22 protein-coding genes are annotated in these 25819 nt (G+C 63.3%); 11 read left to right on the plus strand and 11 right to left on the minus strand.

The window, feature by feature from the left end; translation table 11 throughout:
- Nucleotides 1-11: 11 nt before the first annotated feature.
- Nucleotides 12-299 carry a 30S ribosomal protein S6 gene (gene rpsF / locus EHW12_RS29045; RefSeq protein WP_003941237.1) on the minus strand — a complete coding sequence of 96 codons (288 nt, stop codon included), beginning with the start codon at nt 297-299 and terminating at the stop codon, nt 12-14.
- Nucleotides 300-509: 210 nt separating this feature from the next.
- On the opposite strand from rpsF, the gene EHW12_RS29055 reads away from it, so the two are divergent.
- From EHW12_RS29055 to EHW12_RS29065, 3 genes are read left to right on the plus strand one after another with little or no spacing between them, the layout of a single operon-like run.
- A complete protein-coding gene (locus tag EHW12_RS29055; RefSeq protein ID WP_125052422.1) occupies nt 510-1865 on the plus strand; it encodes a hypothetical protein in 1356 nt (451 codons plus the stop codon).
- Nucleotides 1865-2449, plus strand: coding sequence for a GNAT family protein (locus EHW12_RS29060; RefSeq protein ID WP_003941251.1), 585 nt, complete (start codon nt 1865-1867; stop codon nt 2447-2449). Before EHW12_RS29055 ends, EHW12_RS29060 begins: the two co-directional genes overlap by 1 nt.
- Nucleotides 2450-2494: 45 nt before the next feature.
- A complete protein-coding gene (locus tag EHW12_RS29065) occupies nt 2495-3274 on the plus strand; it encodes a DUF4190 domain-containing protein (RefSeq protein WP_003941240.1) in 780 nt (259 codons plus the stop codon).
- 6 nt (nt 3275-3280) lie between these two features.
- On the opposite strand, the gene EHW12_RS29070 is transcribed toward EHW12_RS29065, so the two are convergent.
- On the minus strand, nt 3281-7123 hold the full coding sequence (locus EHW12_RS29070; protein WP_125052424.1) for a helix-turn-helix domain-containing protein: 3843 nt from the start codon (nt 7121-7123) through the stop codon (nt 3281-3283).
- A gap of 186 nt (nt 7124-7309) precedes the next feature.
- Here EHW12_RS29070 and EHW12_RS29075 point away from each other — a divergent pair, with 186 nt between their 5' ends.
- Nucleotides 7310-7609, plus strand: coding sequence for a LuxR C-terminal-related transcriptional regulator (locus EHW12_RS29075; protein ID WP_003941253.1), 300 nt, complete (start codon nt 7310-7312; stop codon nt 7607-7609).
- A gap of 2 nt (nt 7610-7611) precedes the next feature.
- On the opposite strand, the gene EHW12_RS29080 is transcribed toward EHW12_RS29075, so the two are convergent.
- The 3 genes from EHW12_RS29080 to EHW12_RS29090 form a co-directional block, all read right to left on the minus strand.
- The gene (locus tag EHW12_RS29080) at nt 7612-9189 is read right to left on the minus strand and encodes a glycosyltransferase 87 family protein (protein WP_030537124.1); all 1578 of its coding nucleotides are present in this window, start codon (nt 9187-9189) and stop codon (nt 7612-7614) included.
- A gap of 39 nt (nt 9190-9228) precedes the next feature.
- Complete coding sequence (locus tag EHW12_RS29085) at nt 9229-11376, minus strand: transglycosylase domain-containing protein (protein ID WP_007735524.1); 2148 nt, start codon at nt 11374-11376, stop codon at nt 9229-9231.
- Between the two features lie 562 nt (nt 11377-11938).
- The gene (locus EHW12_RS29090) at nt 11939-12358 is read right to left on the minus strand and encodes a DUF5318 family protein (protein WP_042448217.1); all 420 of its coding nucleotides are present in this window, start codon (nt 12356-12358) and stop codon (nt 11939-11941) included.
- 128 nt (nt 12359-12486) lie between these two features.
- On the opposite strand from EHW12_RS29090, the gene EHW12_RS29095 reads away from it, so the two are divergent.
- From EHW12_RS29095 to EHW12_RS29120, 6 genes are all read left to right on the plus strand, one after another.
- Entirely contained in the window at nt 12487-13326 is an 840-nt protein-coding gene (locus EHW12_RS29095; RefSeq protein ID WP_007735521.1) for a DUF1707 domain-containing protein, read from the plus strand.
- 9 nt (nt 13327-13335) lie between these two features.
- The gene (locus EHW12_RS29100; RefSeq protein WP_125052426.1) at nt 13336-14157 is read left to right on the plus strand and encodes a DUF1707 domain-containing protein; all 822 of its coding nucleotides are present in this window, start codon (nt 13336-13338) and stop codon (nt 14155-14157) included.
- Between the two features lie 9 nt (nt 14158-14166).
- On the plus strand, nt 14167-14937 hold the full coding sequence (locus EHW12_RS29105; RefSeq protein ID WP_125052428.1) for a DUF1707 domain-containing protein: 771 nt from the start codon (nt 14167-14169) through the stop codon (nt 14935-14937).
- Nucleotides 14938-15053: 116 nt separating this feature from the next.
- Complete coding sequence (locus EHW12_RS29110) at nt 15054-15617, plus strand: PadR family transcriptional regulator (RefSeq protein ID WP_003946014.1); 564 nt, start codon at nt 15054-15056, stop codon at nt 15615-15617.
- On the plus strand, nt 15610-16713 hold the full coding sequence (locus EHW12_RS29115) for an inositol-3-phosphate synthase (protein WP_003945979.1): 1104 nt from the start codon (nt 15610-15612) through the stop codon (nt 16711-16713). Before EHW12_RS29110 ends, EHW12_RS29115 begins: the two co-directional genes overlap by 8 nt.
- A gap of 147 nt (nt 16714-16860) precedes the next feature.
- A complete protein-coding gene (locus EHW12_RS29120; RefSeq protein WP_007735517.1) occupies nt 16861-17916 on the plus strand; it encodes a 2-oxoglutarate and iron-dependent oxygenase domain-containing protein in 1056 nt (351 codons plus the stop codon).
- Nucleotides 17917-17923: 7 nt separating this feature from the next.
- Here EHW12_RS29120 and EHW12_RS29125 read toward each other — a convergent pair whose 3' ends face one another.
- Together EHW12_RS29125 and EHW12_RS29130 are read right to left on the minus strand one after the other, a co-directional pair.
- The gene (locus tag EHW12_RS29125) at nt 17924-20041 is read right to left on the minus strand and encodes an FAD-dependent oxidoreductase (RefSeq protein ID WP_042922017.1); all 2118 of its coding nucleotides are present in this window, start codon (nt 20039-20041) and stop codon (nt 17924-17926) included.
- 59 nt (nt 20042-20100) lie between these two features.
- Entirely contained in the window at nt 20101-21486 is a 1386-nt protein-coding gene (locus EHW12_RS29130) for a PLP-dependent aminotransferase family protein (RefSeq protein WP_125052430.1), read from the minus strand.
- Between the two features lie 97 nt (nt 21487-21583).
- On the opposite strand from EHW12_RS29130, the gene EHW12_RS29135 reads away from it, so the two are divergent.
- Nucleotides 21584-22291 carry a pyridoxamine 5'-phosphate oxidase family protein gene (locus EHW12_RS29135; protein WP_007735513.1) on the plus strand — a complete coding sequence of 236 codons (708 nt, stop codon included), beginning with the start codon at nt 21584-21586 and terminating at the stop codon, nt 22289-22291.
- Nucleotides 22292-22356: 65 nt separating this feature from the next.
- On the opposite strand, the gene EHW12_RS29140 is transcribed toward EHW12_RS29135, so the two are convergent.
- The 4 genes from EHW12_RS29140 to EHW12_RS29155 form a co-directional block, all read right to left on the minus strand.
- Nucleotides 22357-23595 (minus strand): HNH endonuclease signature motif containing protein, encoded by a 1239-nt coding sequence (locus EHW12_RS29140; RefSeq protein ID WP_125052432.1) that lies wholly within the window; start codon nt 23593-23595, stop codon nt 22357-22359.
- 59 nt (nt 23596-23654) lie between these two features.
- The gene (locus EHW12_RS29145; protein WP_003946040.1) at nt 23655-24470 is read right to left on the minus strand and encodes a slipin family protein; all 816 of its coding nucleotides are present in this window, start codon (nt 24468-24470) and stop codon (nt 23655-23657) included.
- The gene (locus EHW12_RS29150) at nt 24467-24937 is read right to left on the minus strand and encodes an NfeD family protein (RefSeq protein WP_007735511.1); all 471 of its coding nucleotides are present in this window, start codon (nt 24935-24937) and stop codon (nt 24467-24469) included. The genes EHW12_RS29145 and EHW12_RS29150 overlap by 4 nt, the downstream gene beginning before the upstream one ends.
- Before the next feature lie 118 nt (nt 24938-25055).
- The gene (locus EHW12_RS29155; protein ID WP_030537941.1) at nt 25056-25805 is read right to left on the minus strand and encodes an IclR family transcriptional regulator; all 750 of its coding nucleotides are present in this window, start codon (nt 25803-25805) and stop codon (nt 25056-25058) included.
- Between the last annotated feature and the right edge of the window lie 14 nt (nt 25806-25819).

Genomic DNA, 25819 nt, shown 5'->3' on the forward strand with positions numbered 1-25819 from the left:
ACCGACAGTAATTACTTGTTGTGGCGCAGAACCTTCGTGCGCAGAACCGACTCGTTCAGACCGAGCTGACGGTCGAGCTCAGCGACGGTGGCGGGAGTGGCGTTGATGTCGATCACCGCGTAGATACCTTCAGCATGCTTCAGGATCTCGTAGGCGAGACGACGCTTACCCCAGACATCGACCTTGTCGATCGTGCCGCCGTGCTGGCGCACAACATTGAGGAACGTATCCAGTGAAGGAGCGACAGTGCGCTCGTCCAGGCTGGGGTCAAGGATGACCATCAATTCGTAATGACGCATAAGACCTCATCACCTCCTGTGGACTAAGTGAAAACGGCCACGGACTATCCGTGGCAGGAGGGTCGTTGCGTCAGCAACCCTCGTAGGTTACACGAGGGGCCTTGACCAGGGAAATCGTCCCAGCCCTCCGGGGAGACCGCCAGGTCGATGCGCGACGCGTGGCGCAGACGCATCACCCCGCGAGCCACTGCGCCCCCTAGGGTGAGAATCATGCGAACAGACCGCAAGACCCCGGCGTCGATCCTGGCGTTGGTCGTCGGATTGTGCGGGCTGACGATGGCGCTGGGCTATTTCAACAAGGCCAGATGCGGCGGTGCACCGTTCGCGCCCGACGGCCGAAGCCTGAACTTCGACGTCAACAAGAACATCGACGTCTGCTACTCCGATATCCAGTTGCTCTGGCTCGGACGAGGAATCGATCAGCATCTGTTCCCCTTCGTCACCGGAGGGATAACGCCCGAAGGATTCCTGACCGGCGGAACCGTCGAATACCCGGTGCTCAGCGGAATTCTGATGTGGCTGGGCGGTATCGGCTCACACACCGACACCGATTTCCTTCTGCACTCGGCCCTGATCCTGGCTCCTTTCGGACTGCTCACGGCGTGGATGCTCGGCAAGATGAGCGGCGCGTACGCGCTCGTGTGGTCGGCGACTCCGCCCCTGGTTCTGTACGCATTCCACAACTGGGAGCTCCCGGTGGTGGCCACCAGCGTCGGCGCGATCTTCCTGATGACGTTCGAGCGGATCCCGCTGCGAACTCGCGCGGTTCTGGCGGCCGTCATCCTGGCGATCGGTTTCTGTTTGAAGCTGTACCCGGGAATGTTCGTGCTGCCGCTCATGGCCTACGTGCATCTACGCGGCACCGAAGGCAAGCGCTACGACGTTCGTGGAGCGCTGATGACGGCAGGCGCGGCGATCGTCACCGTCGTCCTCGTCAACCTGCCGTTCGCCCTCATCTCGTACGAAGGCTGGCGCGCGTCGTTCAGCTTCCAGGAGAAGCGAAGCGCCGACATCACCACCAATTCGGTGTGGTTCTGGGGTTTGCGCCCCTTCTACGGTTTCGGAGTTCGCGAGCTCAACGCCGACTACGACGCACTGGTGAGCATCCTGTCTCCGGTGATGATCCTGTTGTCGTTCGCGCTCGCGATGTATCTGGGTTGGCGCCGCTACGTCCGCGACGGCTACTTTCCGTGGATTGCAGTCAGTGCCGCGATGCTGTGCGGATTCGTGTTGCTACACAAGGTCAATTCACCGCAGTACACACTGTGGATCCTGCCTTTCCTCGTACTGTTCAAGATCCGGTGGTTCTGGATCGTCGCCTATCTGATCGCCGACGCAGCGTTGGGTATCGGCATCTTCCGGTACTTCTACCAACTGGACATGAATCTCGATCCGAGCAAGTACGAGGCCGTCGTCCAGGCGAGCGTGTGGGGCCACGTCATCCTGCTCGCCGTGTTCTTCTTCCTGTTCCTGCGAGTCCCGTTGCGGTATCCGCTTGCCGGTGGGACCGATCAGATTGCCAACTCCGACAACAACCTTCCGACTCACTCACGGGAGCACGCCTGATGACTGCATCATGGTTCGAATCACCGACGCTGACCGGTGATCGTGTCCGACTCGAACCCCTGGGCGTCGCGCACACCGACGCTCTGCTCGCTGCTGCCGACGACCCGGCGATCTTTCGTTGGACCGCATCGCCCATCACCGATCGGGAACAGGCACAGAAGTACATCGCTGCAGCAACCGACGACCCTAATCGGATCGCCTTTGCGCAGGTGAACATCGCGACGAACGCCGTGGTCGGCACCACGTCCATGTACCAGATCGACCCGGTAAACCGCAGTCTTGCAATCGGATACACGTGGTTGTCGCGATCGGTTCAGGGAACCGGGATCAATCCCGAATCGAAGCTGCTCCTGCTTCGTCACGCCTTCGACCAGCTCGAAGCCGTACGCGTCGAGTGGCACACGGACGAGTTCAACGAACAGTCCAGGGCCGCGATCGCAAAGCTCGGCGCTCAGTTCGAGGGCCTGCTGCGCAAGCACCGACGCCGCGCCGACGGCAGTTGGCGTACAACAGCGCTGTTCGCGATGACCGACGACGATTGGCCGACCATCGCACCTCAGCTCGAGACACGTACCCGAAACTAGCGATCACCTGCACTCTTCGGCCAAGTCCATGCCAAGATTCACCTCATGAGCGATCAGGGTGGGTACGGGTACCAGGGCAATCAGAATTGGCAACCGTCTCCGTACGGGCAGCCCGATCCGTACGGCAGGCGGCCGACGAACACACTCGCGGTACTCGCCCTCGTCTTCGCGTTCCTCATCGCGCCGTTGGGGATCGTCTTCGGGCACATCGCTCGCGGCCAGATCAAACGGACCGGCGAAGAAGGCGACGGACTCGCCCTTGCCGGACTGATCATCGGCTACATCTTCACCGCACTCGGCATCCTGGCCGTGATCGTGTGGATCGCGTTCTTCGGGCTGCTCGCCGCCGCTTTCGGCAACGCCGCCAATGAAGCGAGTTCGCGGAGTCTCACCTATACGACGCCGTACTCGTACTCCACGACCACGACTCGGGCGCCGAGTGCACCCACCACAGCGCCGAAAACGACGACGCCCCCACGCGTCACAACCTCGATCGGACCAGCGCCGACCGTCTCGGGCACCAACCGTCAGGGCTTCATCTCCGGCGGCCCCAGTTGCAACTCCACCAATCCTGCCGTCGCCATCGCCGTCACGACCGGATCACGAATCGTCATCTGCGAAACCGGAGTCGGGCGTTACTACTACAAGGGTCAACGGCTGAGCGACGGCGCCACCATCGAACTCGACGATCCGACGCCCACCGGCAACGGATTCACCGTCACCAACAAGGACGTGACGTACAAGCTCACCTCCGCCGGACTGGTGATCACCGGCAGCGGAGGCGAGCTGGGTCGGGAACCGGCGCTCGAGTTCTGGATGAACTGACCCACGTCAGCCGGCACACGGATCCTGATAGGGAACACCGGGCAGGTACCGCTCCCATTCGGCTTCCGTGATGGGAGATCCTGCGGTGCGGCACAATCGATCAACGACGCCGTCGGGGTCGATTCCCCACAAGCGAACGGTCTTGTCCGACCCGCTACCCGCGATCATGTCACTCTCGCCGGCGAACTGAGCGTCGTTGACGCGACCCGGGTAGGCGGACAGCGTCGCAAATCGTGTTGCCTGCGAGGGAGTCTCGATGTCCCAGAGCCAGACGGTTCCGTCGCCGACACCGGCAGCGAGCCGATCACCGGCGCGGTTGAACGAGATCGAATAGATTGCGCCCTCGGGGCCGACGAGACGAGCGAGTTCCTCGGGTGCCGACGGTGTGCGTACGTCCCACACGGCGACACCGTGATCCGCACTTCCAGCGGCCAACAGCGTTCCGTCGGCGCTGAAAGACACTGCTAATGCGTAGCTTTCGAATCCACCCACCGTCGCCGCCACTCGGGGCGACGCTGCGTTCGACACGTCCCACAGATCCACTTCGTTCTTGGCGTTCGCGATCGCCAAGATGTCGGTACCTGGCTGAAAGGCCATCATCTGCGGGTAGGAGCCGACATCGGTCGACGACAACAGTTTCGGAGCCGACGGGTCGGAAACGTCGACCAACGCAATACTGTTGTCGTCCTGCGAGGACACCGCCAGCAGATCTCCGGCGGGATTCAGTGCGACAACCGCCACGATGCCCTTCACATATACCGCAGGCTCGCCGTAGATACGTGGCGACGCCGGATCACTCAGGTCCCAAAGATATGCACCGCCGCCGCCGGTGCCGCTCACAGCCAGGTTCCCGTCTGCCGACACCGCCGACGCACCGCTGAAAGAGTCGTCCCCTTGCGGTTTCAACTCCGGCATCACCGCGGGGCGATCGAGATCCTCGGTGTTCCACGCCAACATCGCGCCACCCCTGGCACCGACGCCGGCCACCAGACGCGAGCCGTCCGCGGCAAAGGGACTGGTGAAGATCGTGTCCCGAGCTCCCGCCCAGACCGGACCCGGAAGAGCCCACACGCGAGTCACACCGTTGAGTCCCCCGGTGACCAGATTGCGGCCGTCATCGCTGTAGTCGACTGTGGTCACCGCCCCACTGTCCGGAAGTGTCTCGATCAATGCCCCGGTTCGGGGGTCCCACACGCGCACGGAGTTGTCGGAACTCCCTGCAGCAAGGCGTGTTCCATCTTTACCGTAGTTGAGTTCGTTGACGTAACTGGAGAATCCCGTCAGCGCCGGGAGGGGAGCAGGGCGCGCCGGATCGCTCATGTCCCACCGAACCACCTCCCTGCCAGTCGTTCCCGCCGCAAGCTCACGTCCGTCCGGGCTGAAGGCAACGCCGAGGTAGTGGACGGTGGTGCCGTTGGGCTCGGTCGCGAAGATCGGCGCCGATTCCTCACCCCACTTCGCGACGTCCCACACGCGCAGAGTCGCTTGACGCCCGCCCGCCACGAGGAAACGTCCGTCGGGGCTGAACGTCGCGGTGACAATGCCGTCAGCTGGATGCGGAAGAGCAGGCAAAGCAACGGCATTCGTGGAGGTGTCGATGTTCCATCGCAGGACGTCGGGCGTCGAGGTACCGGCGACCAGCTTGGTTCCGTCTGGGCTGAACTCCATGTCCTGCACTACGCGTTCACCGTCGACGGGAAGTGTTCCACGGACCGGATTCTTCGGGTCCGACACATCCCAGAGTGCAGCGCCGCCGGCACCACCGGTCGCAAGGAGCCGTCCGTCCGGGCTGTAGGCGACGGCAAAGAGGGCCGTGCCCTCCGAGACTCCGAGGAACTCCGCCTGCGGAACGGCTGAGGCAACACCGTCCACCATCGGATAAAGCCTGACTTTTCCGTCCGAACCACCCACCGCCACAACAGTTCCGGCTGGGTTGATCCGGGCCTTCATCGCGCCGGGCGGCCCGATGATGCGAGTAGCCGAATGAACGCCCGACGCATCCAGCAACGCCGAGCGGGCTTCGGTTGTTTCGTTGACCGCAAATGCCGCCAGAGCAAGCTGCGACGCCAGCGACGGATCCCGCTCACGCATCCTGATCGACTCGGTGGCCACCTGACGCGACATCGCCTCGTCGCGCGCGGTATCTGCTTGGACACGTTGACGATTGGCGCCGATACCGGCGACGGTGGCAACCACCGCCAACACCAGAGCGATCACCGACGCGGCTGCCAACGCAGTCACGAGTCGCCGCAGAACGCGTGTACGTCGGCGATCGGCAAATTCCTGCTGATCACGATGCTCGATGCTCGCGGCGAGGTACTCCCGCTCGGTGGCATTGAGGTCGGCGGCGCGGGTCCGACTCGGTTCCAGTGGGAGCCCGAGTTCGCCCGAACGCAGCCATTCTTCCGTCAGGTGAAGACGTGCGGGTCCGAGCAGCGCACCGGGGTCGCGTCCACTGTCTTCCCACACCTGCGCCGCGTAGGTGAACCGGCGATGCACTGCCAGGCCGGCGCGGTCCGAGTCGATCCAATCGCGAAGCCGACTCCACGCGGACAGCAAGACCTCGTGCGAAACCTCGACGGTCTCCTCGTCGACGGTGAGAAGGCGGCGTAAGGCGAACCGGTCGATGACGGTATTCACGTCGTCGACGTCGTCACCGAGGAAGAGTTCGGTGCGCGGTGCCCGCCGACGCGTCTGCGTCACTTCGTCGACGTTGACCAACCGGAGGAAGATCCTGCGCGCCAACTGCTGCTGCCGCTCTGTGAGCTCGCCGTACACTTCCTCCGCGCTTTGCTGGACGGCCCCGGCAATCCCGTCGGTGGCGTAGTAATCCGAGACGGTCAGAGTTTTACGCGTCGACCGTTGCCAGGTCCCCAACAGTGCGTGTGACAGCAAGGGCAAAGCTCCGGGGTCGCTCGCCGTACGCGAGCCGCGTGGTGTCAGCTCGGAGACCAGAACCTGAACCAATTCGCTCTGCACGGTCATCCCGGCCTTGATCGCCGGCTCGACGATCACCTCGCGCAATTGTTCGTCGGTCAGTGGCCCGACCACCATCGGCGAATCGTCGAGCAGCGGCACCAAAAGCGGTTCCTCCGCCGCGAGCCCGTAGAAGTCGGCGCGCATTCCGATGACGGCGATGGTGTTCTCACCGAGTTCCGCGAGTGTCCGCAGTATTTCCTCGCGCCGATCACCGTCGCACTGCGTCCACAGTTCCTCGAACTGGTCGAGGATCAAGACCGTTGGTTCGTCGGAAATCGACGACGGGATTCCTCCTGTACCCGGCTGCAGGGTTTCCACCCGCCAACCGTCGAACCGTGGATCGTCCCCGGCAACCTTGGGGGCGAGCCCGGCCCGCAGCAAAGACGACTTACCCGATCCGGAAGCACCGATCACCATGAACTGACGGCGGCCGACACCCCGTATCGCCGACGCCACCCGCTCGACCAAGTTGGCAGTGAGTTCGTCTCGACCGAAGAACCACTCGGCATCCTCCTGCCGGAACGACTCGAGACCTCGATACGGAACGGTGGCGTCGCCGCGTCGTCTGGCCGTCAGCTGTCTCACTCGTTGCACCGCACTGATCCAGCGCTCCCGCTCATCCTCGGAATCGACGCCGCAGGCCTCGAGGAGCGCGAAAAACATCGGGGTACTCGCCGGCGTCGGCAGGTGTTGGCCGGCAAACCATCCGCTGACGGTTCCGTGCAAACCACCCGAACGCTCGACGGCTTCGCGGACCGTCAGTCCGGCTGCGTTCCGCAGTGCAGTGAGCGTCTCAGCAAACTGCCCACGCGACTCGATCCGGGCGGGATCGACCTGATTGTGCGTACCGGCTTCCGCCTTCGAGTTCATAGCGACGCACTCTATCGGAGCAGGTAGGGGATTTGTCCGTTGTATGGACTCTGTATCGAGAGAGTTGCACCCGTTCCACTGAGACACCTCGATTGAAATACTCGTCTCAGTCGCACCCTGAGCCAGCAGCCCTTCTGCAAATACGGCAGTCGACGCCCATCCCCTCCGTCGAAAGGCGCTACTCGCGTGTCTTCAATCGGCATTTCTCCGAAGATCGAGGCAAACGTGTCCCGAGTCGGCAACCCCAAGCACGGCAAGCACAAGCCGAAGCTGAGCGTCCGCGAGATCGAAGTACTTCTTGCCTGGCTACGTTCGGATTCCAAGTCCGAGGTCGCCGAGACACTCGGCCTACGCGTCTGCACCGTCAACACACACATCACTCGGATCCGCACGAAGTACAGCGACGTCGGGCGGCCGGCTCCCACGAAGGCAGCATTGTTTGCCCGCGCGGTCCAGGACGGGTACACCACCCTCGACGAGTGGTGACCTCAGACCGTGACGGGTTCCGGTTCCTTCGCCTTGGACGGCTTCAGCCAACCGGGTAGCCAGGCAGGTTGTTTGTCCGGTGCTTGATCGAGAACACCGCCCGCCGGATCGTCGATGAACCCGTACCGCACGAGATCCTCCGACGGCCGGTAGATCTGCCGGAGCACCAGCGCGCATAGAACGAGTACCGCGATGTCCCGGATCACGACGGTTCCGGTGAACCACTGCTCGGGCAGCCCCTTGTTGGACACACCGAGGTAATACATCATTCGTGGAACCCAGACCAGGGCGTCGATGGTCATCCACGCGAGCAGGAGTCTGCGGTGCGGCAAGGCCAACACGGCCAGCGGCACCAGCCACAGAGAATACTGCGGGCTCCACACCTTGTTGGTGAGCAGGAAGCCCGCCACCAACAGGAAGCACAGCTGCGCAACTCGCGGACGACGCTGCGCCGTCAGGGCGACGTATCCGACACCGATGCAGACGGCCACGAACAAAAGCAGAGAGACGGCGTTGAGATTCGACGGCGACTCACCCTGTGCGAGAGGACCGTCGAGGCCCTTCCACGACGTGAACGACGCGATCACGTTGTAGAGCGAATCCGGATCGGCCCCGCGTTCGGAGTTGAGCCGGAAGAACTCGTACCAACCATGGGGGTACAGCGCGGCAATGGGCAGGTTCACCGCAAGCCATGCCGCGACCGCGCTGAGAGCGGTCACCAGCCAGTCCCTCGTCTTGCCCGCGCGCAGACACAGGACCAAGAGCGGTCCCAGTAGGAGCAGCGGGTAGAGCTTTGCGGCGCCGCCCAGGCCGAGCAGGATTCCCGCGAGCACGGGCCGCTTGCGTGCCCACGCCAACAACCCACCCGCCGCGAACGCCGTCGCCAGAGGATCGAAGTTCGTGAACACGTGCACGATCACCAACGGGGAGCACGCGATCAGAGCGCCGTCCCACACTCGTCGTCCGGCCAGCAGGGTGCTCGCCCACACGGTGACCAGCCACGCCAACGCCAACCCGAACGCCACGACGTTGAAATAGAGCGCCACCTGAATCGCGCCCGGCAGCCAGGTGATCGAATCCCACGCCTTCGCGACTTTCATTGCGCCGTACTGATAGAGCCCCGAGATGACCGGATACTCCATGTACCGCATCTGGATCGAACCGTCGCCGCGTACTTCTTCCCACGACGTCTTGTACGGGAATGCTCCCTGATCGAGGCGTTCGGCTCCGTACAGCGGAACGGTATCGGAGTAACACATCGCCACGTACTGACGGCTGCCACTCCAGTCGAGGCCGACCTGCCCGCTCTCGCCGACCGGCGCCTGCTGAATACAGCCCGCCTTGGCGAACCAGCCGAAAGCCAAGAACACCACGGCGAGCAGAAGGATCACTCGCATCGGTGTGAAGAAGCGAGTGCGCCCGATCAGTGCGTGACGACCTACCGGACCGCCGACGGTTCCCGACAGCGCAGACACCATCGCGTCGTTGCGACTGGGAACGTCCCGCCAATCCGCCGAACGAAGATCTTCGGCCAGCGGAGCGGGGGAGGTCGGTTCGGCATCATCAGCATTCGCGGCCACTCCGCGAGGTTACCGTCTTTCGAACCGACCACCCTCCAACTACTGGCCGGGGCTCACACCTGCCGGTTCTTCCTCGGTGGTCTCGCCTGCCCCCGGTACCTGTGGCGTGGTTGTCGTCGGCCGGGAGATGCCCGGAATCGGGATCGTGATGCCCGGCAGAACCTCGACCTGCGTCGTTGTCACCACGGGCGGCGGAGTGGTTTCCGTCGTCGTCGGTGCGGTGGTCGGCGGCGCCGACGTCTTGGGCGGTGCGGGAGCCGTGTACTCCGGAACACCACCGGCTTGACCGTTGATCTTGCCCGGCGTCGGGAACTTCTCGTTGTCGGTGCCCTCGAGGGCGCCGTCCATCGTGTCCTTCCAGATGTCCGAAGGCAGACCCGAGCCGTAGATCATCGCGCCACCGGAATTGGTGATCGCTTCACCGTCGGGAGTTCCGACCCAGACCGCGGTCGAAAGCGACGGCGTGTAGCCGACCATCCACGCGTCCTTGTTGGCTCCGGTGTCACCGAGCTGCGCAGTACCTGTCTTCGACGCCGACAGACGTCCGCCGGCCAGGTTGTGACCGCGCGAGTACGCCGCGATCGGCTGCATCGCAGCCGTCACGTTGTCCGCCACGGCAGCGTCGATGCGGTCTTCACCGGCGGGCGCGCCGCGGTCCAGCAGCACGGTGCCGTCGGCCGCGACGACCTTCTGCACGAAGTGCGGTGCGTGATACGTACCGGACGCGGCGAGTGTCGCGTACGACGACGCCATGTCGAGCACGCGGGCCTGGTACTGGCCGAGCACGATGCCGTTGTTGGGGCCGGAACCGTCGGCCTCGGTGAGCGACGGGCCGACGCCCGGGATGTCCTTCGGGATGCCTGCCTTGTGAGCGATGTCCGCGATTTCCTGCGGGCCGTTGCCGTCGAGGCTGAGCATCTGACGGTAGAAGCTGGTGTTCAGCGAACGCTTGAGCGCCTCTGCGATGGTGCAGGTGCCGCAGCTTTCACCTTCGACGTTGCCGATGGAGATGCCGTTGACGGTCAGCGGTGAGCTGTCGTACATCTGCGAGAGCGGGATTCCCTGATCCAGGGCGGCTGCGAGGCCGAACACCTTGAACGAGGAACCAGTCTGAAGTCCGGCATTCGCGAAGTCGTATCCCGCGCCGTCCTCACCGCCGTAGTACGCCTTGACGGCTCCGGTCTTCGGATCGACCGAGACAACTGCGGTACGCAGATTCTCCGGCTCACCCTCCATATTGGAACGGGCTGCCTCGACCGCTGCGGCCTGAGCCTGCGGGTCGATGGTCGTGGTGATCTGCAAGCCCTCGGTGTTGAGCAACTGCTCGCTGATTCCAGCGTCGCCGATCTCCTTGAGCACCTGACGCTTGATCAGGCCTTCGGGTCCGGTCGAGCCCTGGCTGCTGTTGTCGACCTGGGCGAGCGGGATGTAGGCGGGGTACTGCATCGGCGTGCGCGCGGCCTGATCCAGCGTGCCGGCGGACACCATGCCGTCGAGCACGTAATCCCAACGGGACTTCGCGCCTGTCGGGTTGGTCTCGGGATCGAGGAGCGACGGAAGCTGGATCGACGACGCCAGGACGGCGCCTTCTTCGATGGACAGCTGGTCGACGGGCTTACCGAAGTAAGCCTTGGATGCTGCGCCGATGCCGTATGCGCCGCGACCGAAGTAAATGGTGTTCAGATACGCGGCGAGGATGTCGTCCTTGGACCACTCGTTGGCCATCTTCGAGGAGATGACGAGTTCCTTCATCTTTCGCGTCAGCGAACGCTCCGAGCCGACAAGCGCCTTCTTGACGTACTGCTGCGTGATGGTCGAGCCACCACCGGCGCTGTCGCGACCGAGGACGTTGTCTCGGGCCGCGCGTGCGAAACCGGAGATCGAGAAGCCCGGGTTCGAGTAGAAATCGCGGTCCTCTGCGGCCAGAACAGCGTTGCGAACGTGCGGCGGTACCTGATCGAGCGAGACCTCGACGCGGTTGCCATCTGGCGGGACGACAGTGCTGATCACCGTGGTGCCGTCGGCGGCAAAGACCGTCGCCACCTGATTGGTCTTGAGGTCACCGGGCTTGGGGACGTCCTGCACGATGTACGCCGCCATGAAGGCAAGGACGGGCAGAACAAGACCGAGCGCCACCAAGACGTAGGCCGAGCGGCGAACTGTGCGCCACTTGGACTTCTTCTTCACGGTGCTCTTTCTTCCCTTCGGGGGTTGTCCGTCGTTGCCACCGCCACCGGAGCCACCTGTCGGTGGCTTCGTCGGTGGAGGTCCGACCGGCGGGCGGGTGCCCGCGTTGCTACGGGTGGTCGCTGCTGCTGCCGCGACGCGCTGGGTCGGTTCGTTCGCCTGAGCGCCTACGGCGCGATCTCGAGGCGGCGGGCCGGCAGGTCGGCCTTGCGGCGGACGACCCTGAGGAGGGGGACCGGCGGGGCGGCCCTGAGGAGGCGGGCCGGCAGGTCGGGCTTGCGGCGGACGCCCCTGGGGCGGGGGTCCCATCGGACGACCTTGCGGCGGACGACCCTGAGGGGGCGGACCCATCGGAGGGCGTCCCTGCGGTGGTGGGCCCATGGGACGTCCCTGCGGCGGACGACCCTGAGGAGGTCCGGCGGGACGGTTGGGACCGACGGGACGGCCACCCGGGTTGTTGCCGCCCGGGTTGTTGTTGCTGGGGGAACTCACGAATCAAATCTCCAGTGGTCACGGACCGATCACGTGCAGACTTCGATCGGGCCCTTCTTCGGGTGTGGCGTTACTCGCTGGCGGTGCGCCGGCTTGGTGGGCGTGCTCGCCGCGGTCGCGGCGGCGCAGGTACTGCGCCGAGCACATAGGACTGCACCAAGTGGTTCCAACTGCAGGTACGGCACACCTCTACAACGTGCACCGTGAACTCCTCTGCTGTTTCCGCAAGCCGAGCGAGCTCGTCCGAGGTTCGGGCCGATCCCGAAACCTGACCGAGCTTGTCGCCGAACACCCAGGACACGAGCGTCAACTGTTCCTTGCGGCAAATGGGGCAGACGACGTCGCTGCCCCGGCCGTGGAACTTCGCGGCTCTGAGTAGGTACGGATCGGCGTCACACACCTGCTTGACGTCGGTCCGACCCGCAGACACTTCGGCCAGCACAGACCGACGCGCGAGCGCGTAGTCCACAACTTGCCGCTGTATCCGCACCTGACCAGCGTACGTGCGTCCGTGCCGCGACGGACGGTTCGGGAGGGTCACGATGAACACATTTCGGGGGCTGGGGGCATGGCGACCAGCCATTACGATCACTTCCTGTGAAGTCTTCTCGTTCTCCGATGACGCGCGCTCGTGATCTTGATCGCGTCGAAACGTGCAATGTGTTGGACGCCGCGTACGCCGAAGGGCAGTTGAGCGCGGAGGACTACTTCGACCGGACCGAGAAGGCGAAGTCCGCGAAGACCCTGCTCGCACTCGCACGCCTGGTCAACGATCTGCAGGTGCCGAAGATCGAGACCAAAACGGTGCCTCGGACGTCGACGGCACGAAAGGCCGTGTTCGTCGGTGCTGCTGCTCTGATCGTCGTCGGCGCGATCGCAGCAGTGGCGTGGAGTCGGTCACCGTTGACGCCCTCGGAAGACATCACAGCCAGTTATGCCAGCACTACTTCCCTCGCTCCGCCGTTGCCGACCACCACCCCGGTGCCGGAGCCGACCGTCGAACCGATCCTGATCGCACACATCGACACGTTGACGCCGGAAGGAATCGGCGCATTCATCGAGAGGTATCGAGAAGAGTTCGGTGACATGTTCGTAGACGACGCCAGCTTCCACGGCGACTACTCCTCAGTGAGCCGGGCGGTCCCCGATGCTCCCGCTCTCACCGAGTCCATCAGTTTTCGCGACGGCTTCGAGAGGGAAGTGACGTCCATTCCGCGGCGAACGGGCCAGCCGACCTTCGACCTCGGTTCCATCCAGATCGACAAGCTCGCGCCGTACATGGTGAACATCGGCGACTATGTCAATGTTTCGGACGCCGCGATCACCCACTTGATCGTGGACGCGAACTACGGCGTCCCGGAGATCGCGATCTATGCAGAGAACGGACTCGGCCACCAAGGACGCATCGAGGTCACGCCGTGGGGCGAGATCTCTCGTTCCTACCCGTACGGGAGCTAGGGTGAGCCGGTGAGTGGGTCCCCGACTACTACCTCTACGCGCACCCGTGCGCGCGACGTCGACCGTTCCGATACCTGCGCCGTTCTCGATACGGCTCTGTCCGACGGCCAGATCACGGTCGACGAGCACGCGAACCGGACGGCTGCGGCCATGACCGCGACCACGCTCGGACAGCTCGATCTGCTGGTCCGCGATCTGCAGAAAGCAACGCTGCGCAACGCCGTCGCCAAAGTTCGCCGTATCGACAAGATCTGGTACCTCGCAGCCGCATCGACTATCTTCGCCGGCCTGATCGGGTACCTCACCTTGTCCGCCGACCCTTCACCCCCACCGCCTCCACCGGCGGCAGCCGAAAACGTCGAACCGCTTGCCCCCATTGTGAGTTCGACGTTGAACACGGTCACCGCAAGCGGGATCGAGGAATTCATCACCAGATACAGCGCCAAGTACGGCACGACGATAATCGATTCCGCCAACTTCTACGACGGCTATGCAAGCGTCACTCGCGCCGCCGCTGTCTCGCCGAACCTGGAGGAAGACATCGACTTTCGAGGCGGTTTCACACCACGCGACAGCACGTCGACTCGAGCAGCCAGCACCGTCACCTTCGACCTCGCTGCCGTCGACATCGACAAACTCGCCGGATATCTGGCAGGAGTGTCCGCAAATCTCAACGTCCCCGACGCCGAGATCACACAAATCAGCATGAGTTCGTCGAGCGACGATCCACGCATCTCCATCTACGCCAGCAACAACCTCGGCGCGAGCGGCTCAATGGATTTGACCCCGGATGGCCGCCCGATCCGCTTGTCTCCCTTCACTCCTCGATAGGCCCCGGACATGCCGAACGATCTGACCAGGACCACCCGCGCTCGCAATGCCGATCGCGAGGCTACCTGCGCAGTGCTGGACTCCGCCTTCGCCGACGGACAACTCACGGCGACCGAGCACAACGAATTGACCGAACTCGCCGCGGTGGCAGTCACTCTCGGCGATCTCGAAGATTTGACGTCCGATCTGCAGACCGAGGCGTCCCTACCCATTCTTCGGAAAGAACCTTCGCTCGACACGCGTTGGATCGCCCTTGTGATCATCGCGCTGTCACTGGTCTCGGCTGTCGGTTTCGGAATCAAATACGCCGCGTCCGACGTCACGATCTTCTCGAGCCCCGAGCCACAGTTACACACCGTCGACGGCCTGGGGGCGATGTTCCATGCCATCGAAACGGAGTACGGCAGCGGACTGGTCGACGAGATGACCATCTATCCCACTTATGCACGCGTAACGCGCGCCGATCCTGCCGCGCCGCGCAAGAGCCTGGACAGCTACTACCGAGGCGACCTCGAGGACACGACTTCAGGAGGATCACGCGAACCCGACGTGACACAGATCGACGTCAGACAGCTCGATCCTCGCATCGTGATCGCCCTGCTCGACGGCGCCGGAACAACGACGTCGGTGCAAAATCCGACCACTCGGTACGTCTCTGTCGACAGCACCGAAAATGTTCCGACCATCCAGATTCACGTCGGCAACGACCTCGACGAGAGCGGGTACCTGACCGCTGGCCTCGACGGGGAAATCATGTCGATCTACCCGTTCACCCCCTGATCTAGCCGTGACACCTTGGTACACGTATCGGGCCGCAGTGTGGTTTTATATATCGGCGCGATATAGTTGGTTATCGCATCAAGCGGTTAGGTTCAACGACTCGGGAGGTTTGTCAGTTGCTCGAACTCGCAATCCTCGGGCTGCTCCTCGAGTCACCGATGCACGGATACGAGCTGCGTAAGCGGCTCACTGGTCTGCTCGGCGCATTCCGCGCGTTCTCGTACGGATCGCTGTACCCGGCACTGCGGCGCATGCAAGCCGACGGATTGATCTCAGAAGACGTCGACACTGCCACCGGCACGCTCAAGCGTCGGGCGCGTCGCGTCTACCAGCTCACTCCGGAAGGTCGGCAACGGTTCACCGAACTGGTCGCCGACACCGGGCCGCAGAACTACACCGACGACGGTTTCGGCGTTCACCTCGCCTTCTTCAGCCGCACCCCCGCAGAAGCGCGGATGCGGATCCTCGAAGGCAGGCGACGCCAGGTCGAGGAGCGCCGTGAGGGGCTCCGCGAGGCCGTCGGTCGGGCCAGCGGATCGCTGGACCGCTATACCCGTCAGCTCCATCAGCTCGGACTCGAATCGAGTGAACGCGAAGTGCGTTGGCTCAACGAATTGATCGCAGCCGAGCAATCGACAACAGGAACATCCCGGAAAGAAGGAGAACCCGACCATGGGTGAGAACAGCACCGCGGTGCGCGTAGCCATTGTGGGCGTGGGTAACTGCGCCTCGTCCCTGGTTCAGGGCGTCCACTACTACAAGGATGCCGACGAGACCCAGACGGTCCCCGGCCTCATGCACGTCAAGTTCGGTAAGTACCACGTCCGCGACGTGCAGTTCGTCGCTGCGTTCGACGTCGACGCCAAGAAGGTCGGCTTCGACCTCTCCGAGGCGATCCTCGCGAGCGAGAACAACACCATCAAGATCGCCGACGTCCCGCCCCTGGACGTTCCCGTTCAGCGTGGCCCGACCCTCGACGGCATCGGCAAGTACTACGCCGAGACCATCGAGCTGTCCGACGCCGAGCCCGTCGACGTCGTCAAGGCACTCAAGGACGCTCAGGTCGACGTCCTCGTCTCCTACCTGCCCGTCGGTTCCGACGACGCTGACAAGTTCTACGCACAGTGCGCGATCGACGCAGGCGTGGCATTCGTCAACGCTCTGCCCGTCTTCATCGCTTCCGACCCGGAGTGGGCTGCCAAGTTCAAGGACGCCGGCGTCCCGATCGTCGGTGACGACATCAAGAGCCAGGTCGGCGCCACCATCACCCACCGCGTGATGGCGAAGCTGTTCGAAGACCGCGGCGTCGTGCTGGACCGCACCTACCAGCTCAACGTCGGCGGAAACATGGACTTCAAGAACATGCTCGAGCGTGATCGCCTGGAGTCGAAGAAGGTTTCCAAGACCCAGGCCGTGACGTCCAACCTGACCGGCGCACTTGCCGGCAAGGTTCACGACCGCAACGTCCACATCGGTCCCTCGGACTACGTGGAGTGGCTCGACGACCGCAAGTGGGCATACGTCCGCCTCGAAGGCCGCGCCTTCGGTGACGCTCCCCTGAACCTGGAGTACAAGCTCGAGGTCTGGGATTCGCCCAACTCTGCCGGCATCATCATCGACGCCGTCCGCGCAGCCAAGATCGCCAAGGACCGCGGCATCGGTGGACCGGTTTACCCGGCTTCCGCTTACCTGATGAAGTCCCCGCCGGTCCAGATGGCCGACGACAAGGCTCGCATCGAGCTCGAAGCCTTCATCATCGGAGCCGACGAGGCCTGATTTAGGTTCACGCTGATTCGGGGTCTTGCGCCAATGGCGCAAGGCCCCGATTCTGTTATCCGCAGGGTGTTTCCGCATCCGCGCGGGTAATCACGCCTGCGGCTGCCGAATTGCCGTGCGGGTCCGGGTGCCGCTCAGCGTGGAATGATGGACATCAGAACCATCACACGGATCGAGGACCCCATGTCGATTACGTCGCTGCCAGTGCTCGATCTGTCGCTTGCGCAGAACCCCGACACCGCCGAGCAGTTCCGCACTCAGCTCCGCGAGGCCACCCACGAGGTCGGATTCTTCTACCTGGTCGGCCACGGAATTCCCGACGAACTGCAGCGCCGCCTCCTCGCCGTCGCCCGCGAGTTCTTCGCGCTGCCGACTGCCGAGAAGCTCGCGATCGAGAACGTCCGCAGCCCGCACTTCCGTGGGTACACCCGGCTCGGCGGCGAACTGACCGAAGGCAAGCAGGACTGGCGCGAGCAGATCGACATCGGCGCCGAACAGCCCGCGGCCGAGCGCACCGACACCTCACCGGCCTGGGAGATTCTGCAGGGCCCCAACCAGTGGCCAGACGCCCTTCCCGAACTTCGCGACGTCATCACCGAGTGGAACGACACACTCACCTCGATCGCATTGAGCCTCTTACGCGAATGGGCGGTAGCCCTGGGCCAGGATGCGAACATCTTCGACGACGCGTTCGCTCACGATCCGTCGATCCTCATCAAGGTGGTGCGTTACCCGGGCCGCCCGAAAGGTGCCGGCTCCCAGGGCGTCGGCGGACACAAGGACGCGGGTGTGCTGACTCTGCTCTATGTCGAACCGGGCAAAGGCGGTCTGCAGGTCGAGCACGACGGCGACTGGATCGACGCGCCGCCGATCGACGGGGCGCTGGTGGTCAACATCGGCGAACTGCTCGAGGTCGCTACCGGCGGCTACTTGAAAGCGACTGTGCACCGGGTAGTTTCACCCGAGGGCGACGGTGAACGTATCTCGGTGCCGTTCTTCTTCAACCCGAACTACGCAGCACAGATCCCGGAGTTCGACCTACCGCCCGAGCTCGCGGCGCGCGCCACCGGCGTCACCGTGGACGCGAACAACCCGATCCACGATTCCTACGGGGCGAACGCCCTCAAGAGTCGACTACGTGCGCACCCCGATGTCGCGGCCCGCTGGTGGCCGGACATCGTTGCGGCACAAAGCGCTACCTGACGCTGAACTACAGATCCATCGCGACTTTCCACGCCGTGTGCATCGCGCCCTCGATGTAGTCGACGTTCACCGCGTCACCGACCACGTGCACGTCGGAGACGACGCCGATCAGAGAATCGGCCAGTGGCGCCTGCGCCGACACTCCCGAGGCGACGACAACCATGTCGGCCGGAGCGGTCAGTGTCTTGTCACCGGAACGGAATTCGACGTGCTCCTTGGTGATGCGCTGCACCGTTGAATTGCGGTGAATGTCCACACCGACATGCTTGGCGTGGCGCACAGCCGTCCAGCGGCGCGGCATCGCCATCGGAATGCCCAACTGCTGGCCTTCTTCGATCAGCGTCACAGTGCGACCTCGCTCGGCCAGGAACTCTGCAAGCTCGAGTCCGACAAGCGAACCACCGATCACGACAACGTCCTTACCCATGGGCAGGAACTTGCGGGTCACAGCTCGGATCGCCGCGGGGCTCTTGGTGATACCGGACAGCTTGCCCAACTTGGCCATCGTCCGCAGGAACGGCGGTACCTGTGAGACGTCTCCAGCTCCGGTCATCAACGCGCGCAACGAATCACCGGTGTGCACGTGCGGCAAGTCGCCGCCCGGAACGCTAGGCCGCTCACGAACCGCACCGGTGGCCACGACTACGGCGTCGGGGTTCAGTGCCCGGATCAAGGCAACCGAGGCTTCGGTCTTCAGTCGAACATCGACACCGAGACGCTCGATTTCCACTTTCAACCAGCTGAGCAGACGCCCGTTGTCCGGGGTAGTGAGGCTCGAGAACCACAGGGTGCCACCGAGGCGATCGGACTTGTCCAACACCGTGACTCGGTGCCCACGTTCAGCGGCCACGCGGGCCGTCTCGAGACCACCGGGGCCCGCTCCGACCACAACAATGCGTTTCGGAGTGCTGGTCCGGACGAAGGGGAGAAGCGCTTCGTTGCCGAGCGCGGGATTGACAGCGCACAGCGGCGTCTCGTCCCAGAAGTTCTCCTGCACGCAGACGTAGCAATTGATGCAAGGCCGAACCCGCTCGGGTGCACCGTCTTTGAGTTTGTTCACCAACTGTGGATCGGCCAGGAGCTGGCGGCCCATTGCGGCGAAGTCCGTGCGACCTTCCGCGATCATCTTCTCGCCGACCTCGGGGAGCATACGTCCGACCGTGATCACGGGGATCGATATCGCCTGCTTGATTCGCGTTGCATTGTCGGTGTAGTAGCCGACCTTGTCGGGCAGGGGGCCGTCGGTGAAGTTGGCAAAAGCATTCAGCGCGGTACCGGTGACGTGAATGGCGTCAGCGCCGGCCTCTTCGAACATCTTCGCGGCCGCAGCAGCCTCGTCGACCGTCAGCCCGTCGGTTTCGCCGTACTCTTGACCGGCCAGACGCACGATGACGGCGAGCGCACCACCGACCTCCTCCTTGACCGCCCGAATGACCTCACAAGCGAGGCGAGCACGGTTCTCCATGGAACCTCCGTACTCGTCGCTGCGCTGATTCGTGTACCGACTCAGGAACGCTCCGAGGACGTAGTTGTGGGCACAGTGAATCTCGACGGCGTCGCCGCCCGCCGCCTTCACCCGTCCGGCAGCCTCGGCGAACATGCGAACCAGCCAATCAAGATCTTCCTTGGTTGCCTCGTGGTACGTAGCCCTCTTGCCCTCGTTGATGGCAGCCATCTTGCCCAGTTCTTCTGGCGTGCAATCGGCCATCGCGCTCATGTCACCCGGCGGCTTCGGCGTGGACGGGACCAACTGCGGTCGGCCGTCGAGGGTATCGATGCGCGCCACCTTGCCGTGGTGTGTCATCTGCACACAGAGCTTGCTGCCCGCGTCGTGGACTGCGTCGGCCAACGCCTTGAGACCGGGGATGAACCGGTCTTCCGAAAGCCCCGGTTCCTTGCGGCTGGTGCAGCCCAGCGGATACGCAACAGCGCAGCAACCGGTGATGATCAGACCCGTTCCACCAGCCGCACGAGCCACGAAGTGGTCGATGTCGCCCTTTTCGATTTCCCCGTCTTCACACAGGTTCATGTCCATCGCAGGGAGAACCACACGATTGGGCACGGTCATCGGGCCGATGGTGCCTGGTGCGAGCAGGTGCGGAAAGGTCTGGCTTCGGATCGTCACGAGCAGACGCTAGAACTGGACCACGCCCATCCGTTGCCGCACTCCCGATCAACGAGACTTCACGCGCAGTGACGTGCGAGGCACTCGGCTATCACCTCGAGCGCATATTCGAGGTCCGCGGATTCCACTCGCCCGTAGCCGATGACCAATCCGCCGGGGTCTCCGTGCGTTCGGGTGGACTCGACCAGGGTGGGCACTTCGACGCCGTGTTCAAGTGCCTCGCGAGCGACGGTGGCTGCCAGATCCGCGTCGAGCATGAGCGTCGTGTGCATGCCGGCGCCGAGACCCCGCAGTTCACCGAACGATGACAGCGCTTCCTCGACCGCCCGATCACGCTCCCGGTACCTGCGCCGGGCGGTACGCACCGCTCGATCCCATTCGCCGTCACGGAGCAGGGACAGGAGTGCTTGCTGCAGCGGAACCGACGGGAAGTCGCCGATTCGCTGGCGGTGTACTGCTATGCGGTCGACCAGGTCGAGGGGAGCTACCAACCAGCCCAATCGAATTCCGGCGCCGAGCGTCTTTGCAACTGTTCCGAGATACACCACCCGATCAGGAGCCAACTGGGCAAGCGCAGGCAAAGGCGCTACGTCGTAACGGAATTCGGAGTCGTAGTCGTCCTCGAACAGGACGACGTCGCGGACGCGGGCGAACTCGATCAACTGGTTGCGCCGACCTACCGGAAGCAGCCCACCCGTCGGATACTGATGGGACGGTGTCACATACACGCCACGGACGCTCTCCGACGCAGTTTCGAGTTGGTCGACACAGAGACCATGAGCGTCGACGGGCACGTCGAGCAGCGACCATCCACAGGCTGTAGCGGCCGAGGACGCATACCGGTATCCGGGATCTTCCATCGCCAGAACAGCACCACGGGTACGCAGAGCCGACAGGGCGAGGCCGAGACCATGCGTGGCACCTGAGGTGATCAGGATTCTCTCGGGTTCAACCGACATTCCGCGGGCTCTTGCCAGCAATTCCGATAGTGCCGAACGCAATTCGTAGTCACCCGCAGGATCGGGATCCTCGAAAGGTGGCGGTTTGGACCCGACGTCACGCCACGCCCGCCGCCACGCTGCCGATGCACGCGGCGGCGTCCACGGCACGCCCGGCCGGAGCTGCACCCTGGGCGACATCTTGTCGGCGGCATTCTTCGGTGTAGTCGTGGGAGTGACCATGGGGGAGGGCGCCTCGGCAACGAAGGTGCCTGAGCCGTGCACAGCGACAAGCCAACCCTCGGCGATCAACTGCTCATACGCCCGTTCCACGACGCCCCGCGCCACCTCGAGTTCCGCCGCCAGCTTCCGGGAACTGGGTAACCTCAGACCCACTGCCGCCTTACCACTGCGGATATCAGCTCTGAGGTGGTCGGCAATCTGGATCGGGAGCGCCCGCCGATCTGTCCGGTCGAGGACGACGGCTACCGCCGAAGGCAGAAACATTCGGAATCCTCCCGGAAGTGGCAAATCGAAGTGGCCTATCGAAGTCTCCACTGATTGGACCATGACTTGAAGCCACTTTGCCACCAGCATTGTCTGCATGACAGATTCCGTTGTCTTTGCTGCCCCTGCTCCTGCCCCCACTGCACCTGTTCCGCTGTCCCCAACAGCACGTACGACGCACAAGCGCGCCCGCCACCACGGCGTCGCAGAACGCGCGGCACTCGTCGACGTCTTGCAGTCCGCGAAGCTGTGCCACATGGGTGTGACCGTCGGCGGAGTTCCCATGGTGTTTCCCACCGCCTACGGGTTCGACCTCGACGGCCCCGACCGCGGCGGATCTATTTATGTTCACGGTTCAGTCGCTTCACGGAGCTTGGCTCCCGACAGCGAAATCTGCATCACCATCACGATCCTCGACGGGCTCGTGTTGGCTCGGTCGGGCTTCCACCACTCGATGAACTACCGCAGCGGCGTCATCATCGGATCACCTCGAGTCGTGACCGACGGCGACGAACGCGTGAAGGCTTTGAATCTGATCGTCGACCAGGTGGTTCCCGGACGTTCCCAACACTTGCGGGATCACACGCGCAAGGAAATGGTGGCAACCATCGTTCTTGCGCTGCCGTTGTACGAGGCTTCCGTCAAGGCTCGCACCGGCGGCCCCGGTGACGATGCCGCCGACATCGGTATCGAAACCGTTTGGGCTGGAGTAGTTCCCGCAGCTACGCACTTCGGTGAACCGATCCCGTCCGAGGATCTCGACTCCGGTGTCGCGCTGCCGGACCATATCTCGACGATGCTCTGACCGCACACGCCGTACACACCGGGGCATGGCTAAGCCCCGGTGTGTACGTATTCAGTTGCGCCCGTTCAGGCTGCTGTGGGTGGGCTGTTCCCGCCGATCGGCTGTTGATACGGGTCGATCGACATCGGTGGATAGAACACCGATTTCCGATCCGGTCCGATCTCCACCCGCCACTCCGTGTGATGCAGCGTCCGATGATGATGACCGCACAACAAGATCAGGTTGTCGAGATCTGTTGGGCCACCATCGTTCCAGTGAACAATATGATGGGCATCGCACCACCCCGACGGAGTTCCGCACCCGGGAAACGCACACCCGCCATCACGAACCGCCAACGCTCGCCGCTGCGGCACCGTCGCCGTTCTCGCTTCCTTACCGCAGTCGAGCGGAACACCATTCTCATCCAACAAAATTCGCGTGACCGTGCAATCGCAGGCCAACATCCGGGCAGTGTCGATACTGATCGGGCCCACCCAATCCGTCCACGCGAAACCCAGTTCCTGAGTCGACGGCAACATATCCTTCATTGCTTTGAGGTCGGTCATGTCTTTCGCCGACGCAGTCACCGTGATGTGCGGTTTCACCCCGCCCTCGATCGGACCCAACCCCGCCCGCTCGTACCGCCGCAACAACTCGCAAAACCCGTCCGCCCGCCGTAGCGCCGGGGTGCGGGTGTCTTTGACGCCGTCCTTCTCCGGTGTCGGAGCAGACAGGCTCGACAGCAACGTGATCAACCGGGCCCCGTTCACAGCATCCAGGTCGCCCTTCACCGACACGCGCCCGTACAGGCCTTTCGACGCGTAGAACTCGTTACGCTCCGAATCCTCGCCGACCGGAACACCGTCCTCACGCTTGCCGTACTGCTTCTCGATCCGCCGGATCGCCGCCCGCACCGCATCACAATCGGCAATGTTCTTCGACGCCAACCCGAGCAAGATCCCGCGAGCCTTGTCCACGTCCGCCGGCGTCATGTTCTTCGGCGGATGCTGACAAAACGACGCAACCTGCCGCGCCTTCAACGCATCCACATCACCACGGTGAAACGCATCCGCGACAACAGGTTCGAGCATCAACAACCGCGCCAACCCGACCAGCAGACTGCACTCACCGATCTCCAAATTCGTCGAACCATGCAACCACTGCGCGATCGCCCGAAAACCCTTCCCGCCGAGAACCTCACGGGAAAACACCTCCACGATCAGCAACACCAACCGCGACTGCAACTCGTGCCGGACACGCACCAGATCCAGAACCTCCCCCTTGAGGCCCTCGCCATCCAGCTGCCACGCATCCCGACTGTCCATGCCGAAAGTCTAATCGAACATAGTTTCGAATACAAGGAACGGATAACCGAAACTAGATGCTAATCAACAACTTTCGCATTCCAGGCGAAACGGGCAGGTTCTTGGGTCGCGGGAGTTGCCGCAACTCCGCCACCGATAAAGGGCCGGACAAGATCCAGCGGCAAGGGGAAGACAACGGTGGAGTTGTTCTCGCTACCGATCTCGTGAAGTGTCTGCAGATATCGCAACTGCAGGGTGGTCGGATTGCGGCTGATCACCTCGGCCGCCTCGGCGAGCTTGGCCGAAGCCTGAAACTCGGCGTCGGCGTTGATGATCTTGGCTCGCCGCTCTCGTTCGGCCTCTGCTTGCCTGGCGATGGCGCGCTGCATGTTGGCCGGAATCTCGACGTCCTTGATCTCGACGGTCGTGACCTTGACTCCCCACGGCTCGGTCTGCTGATCGATTACCTTCTGCAAGTCCTCGTTGAGCCGTTCACGTTCGGAGAGGAGCGAGTCCAACTCAGCTTTACCGAGAATGGAGCGCAGTGTGGTCTGGGCGATCTGTGAGGTGGCGGCCAGAAAATCCTCGACCTCGACTATCGAACGGTCAGCGTCGACGACCCGAAAGTACGTGACGGCGGTGACCTTCACGGGGACGTTGTCGCGAGTGATCACTTCTTGGACCGGTATCTTCAGCGTGACGGTTCGCAGACTGACCCGCTCCATGCGATCGATCGCCGGCACCAGAATCACCAGACCAGGACCCTTCAAGGTGATCAGTCGACCGAGGCGGAACACCACCGCGCGCTCGTACTCGCGCAGAACTCTCACCGACATGCCCACAAGGACTGCAATCAGCACGACAAACACGGACAACACGACAAGCACGGTGGTCATAGCGGCAGCTCCCACGGTTCACGACGGCGCACTTTCAGAGTCAGGCCTCGAACCTGCTCTACGACGACGGATTCGCCCACGGCAGGCACAGAATCGTCGTACCCGAATTCCATTCGAGCACGCCATAATCCGCCGTCGAGCTCGACCTGACCCTGCGCACCGGTCCAACTGCGAACGGTCGCGTCCGAGCCGACAAGAGATTCCGTCCCCGTACGCACGGGAGCGCGGCGCGCGGTAAGCGCTTTTCGACTCGCTACCGCCACCACGCCCAGGCCGACTACCGCGACCCCCGCCGTCACCGGGATCGCGATCAATTGGCCGATACCGTCGGATGTGAAGAGCATCCAGACGCCGGCACCGATCATGAGTGCTCCAAGCGCACCGAGCACCCCCGCGGTTGGGGCATGCGCCTCGACCACAATCAACAGGACGCCCAGCAACAGGGCAACGACACCGATCGTCGTCATCACTCGTCTCCACGCTCGCGAGGACGCGGTCACGTCGCGTAGCCATTGTGCGATCACGCCCTCGACTTCAACGGTAATCACGTTCGGCCGGATCTGCCACAAGCGCTTTCACATCACGTCAGAGAAGGACCTCACCGATCTGTCGTGCAGTCACCTTGGCAAGGTCGGCGAGAAACGGAATCCGTTCGTCGATCATCAGCTCGACCGGACCACGAAGCCCGAGAGCGTAACGCACAGTGCCGGATCCATCGATGATCGGAATTCCGATCGTTCGGAAATCCGGGGTCAACTCCTCGTCGTTGAATCCGTATCCTCGCTCACGAGTCAGTTCCAGTTCCCGGCGGATACCGGCGACATCGGTGATCGCACGCTGAGTGGTCGCTTCACGTGGCAGCGCAGCCAGCTCGGAATCGTCGACATCGGACCAAGCCAGAAAGGCTTTCCCCAGTGCGCTCGCATGCAAGGGAAGGCGGACACCCTGCAGCACGTGCCCGTCGGCCTCGCGCCACCGACTGAATCCGAGCAACACCACCTCACTTCCGCTTCGCACTGCCAGGGAAGCGGATGCTCCTGTCGTCGCGGCCAATTGCTCCAAATAGGGCTCGGACAGATAGATCCGATGCTGCCGGTAGGAGACCTGTCCGTAAGCCGCCAGCGCCGCGCCGATGCGATACCGACTGGTTGCGTCGTCCTTCTCGAGAAATCCCGCGTCGACGAGCGACTGCAGCAATCGATGCGTGGTGCTGACCGCAAGCTCTTGTCGCCGCGCAACTTCCGAGACTCCCAGTTCTTCGCCACTGCGAAAACATGTGAGCATGGTCAGGGCACGGGTTACCGTCTGAACTCCCGCGCCGCGTGCGTCCGTCACGAACGATCCTTTCG

This window comes from Rhodococcus sp. NJ-530 (assembly GCF_003860625.1).
Classification (GTDB): domain Bacteria; phylum Actinomycetota; class Actinomycetes; order Mycobacteriales; family Mycobacteriaceae; genus Rhodococcus_F; species Rhodococcus_F qingshengii.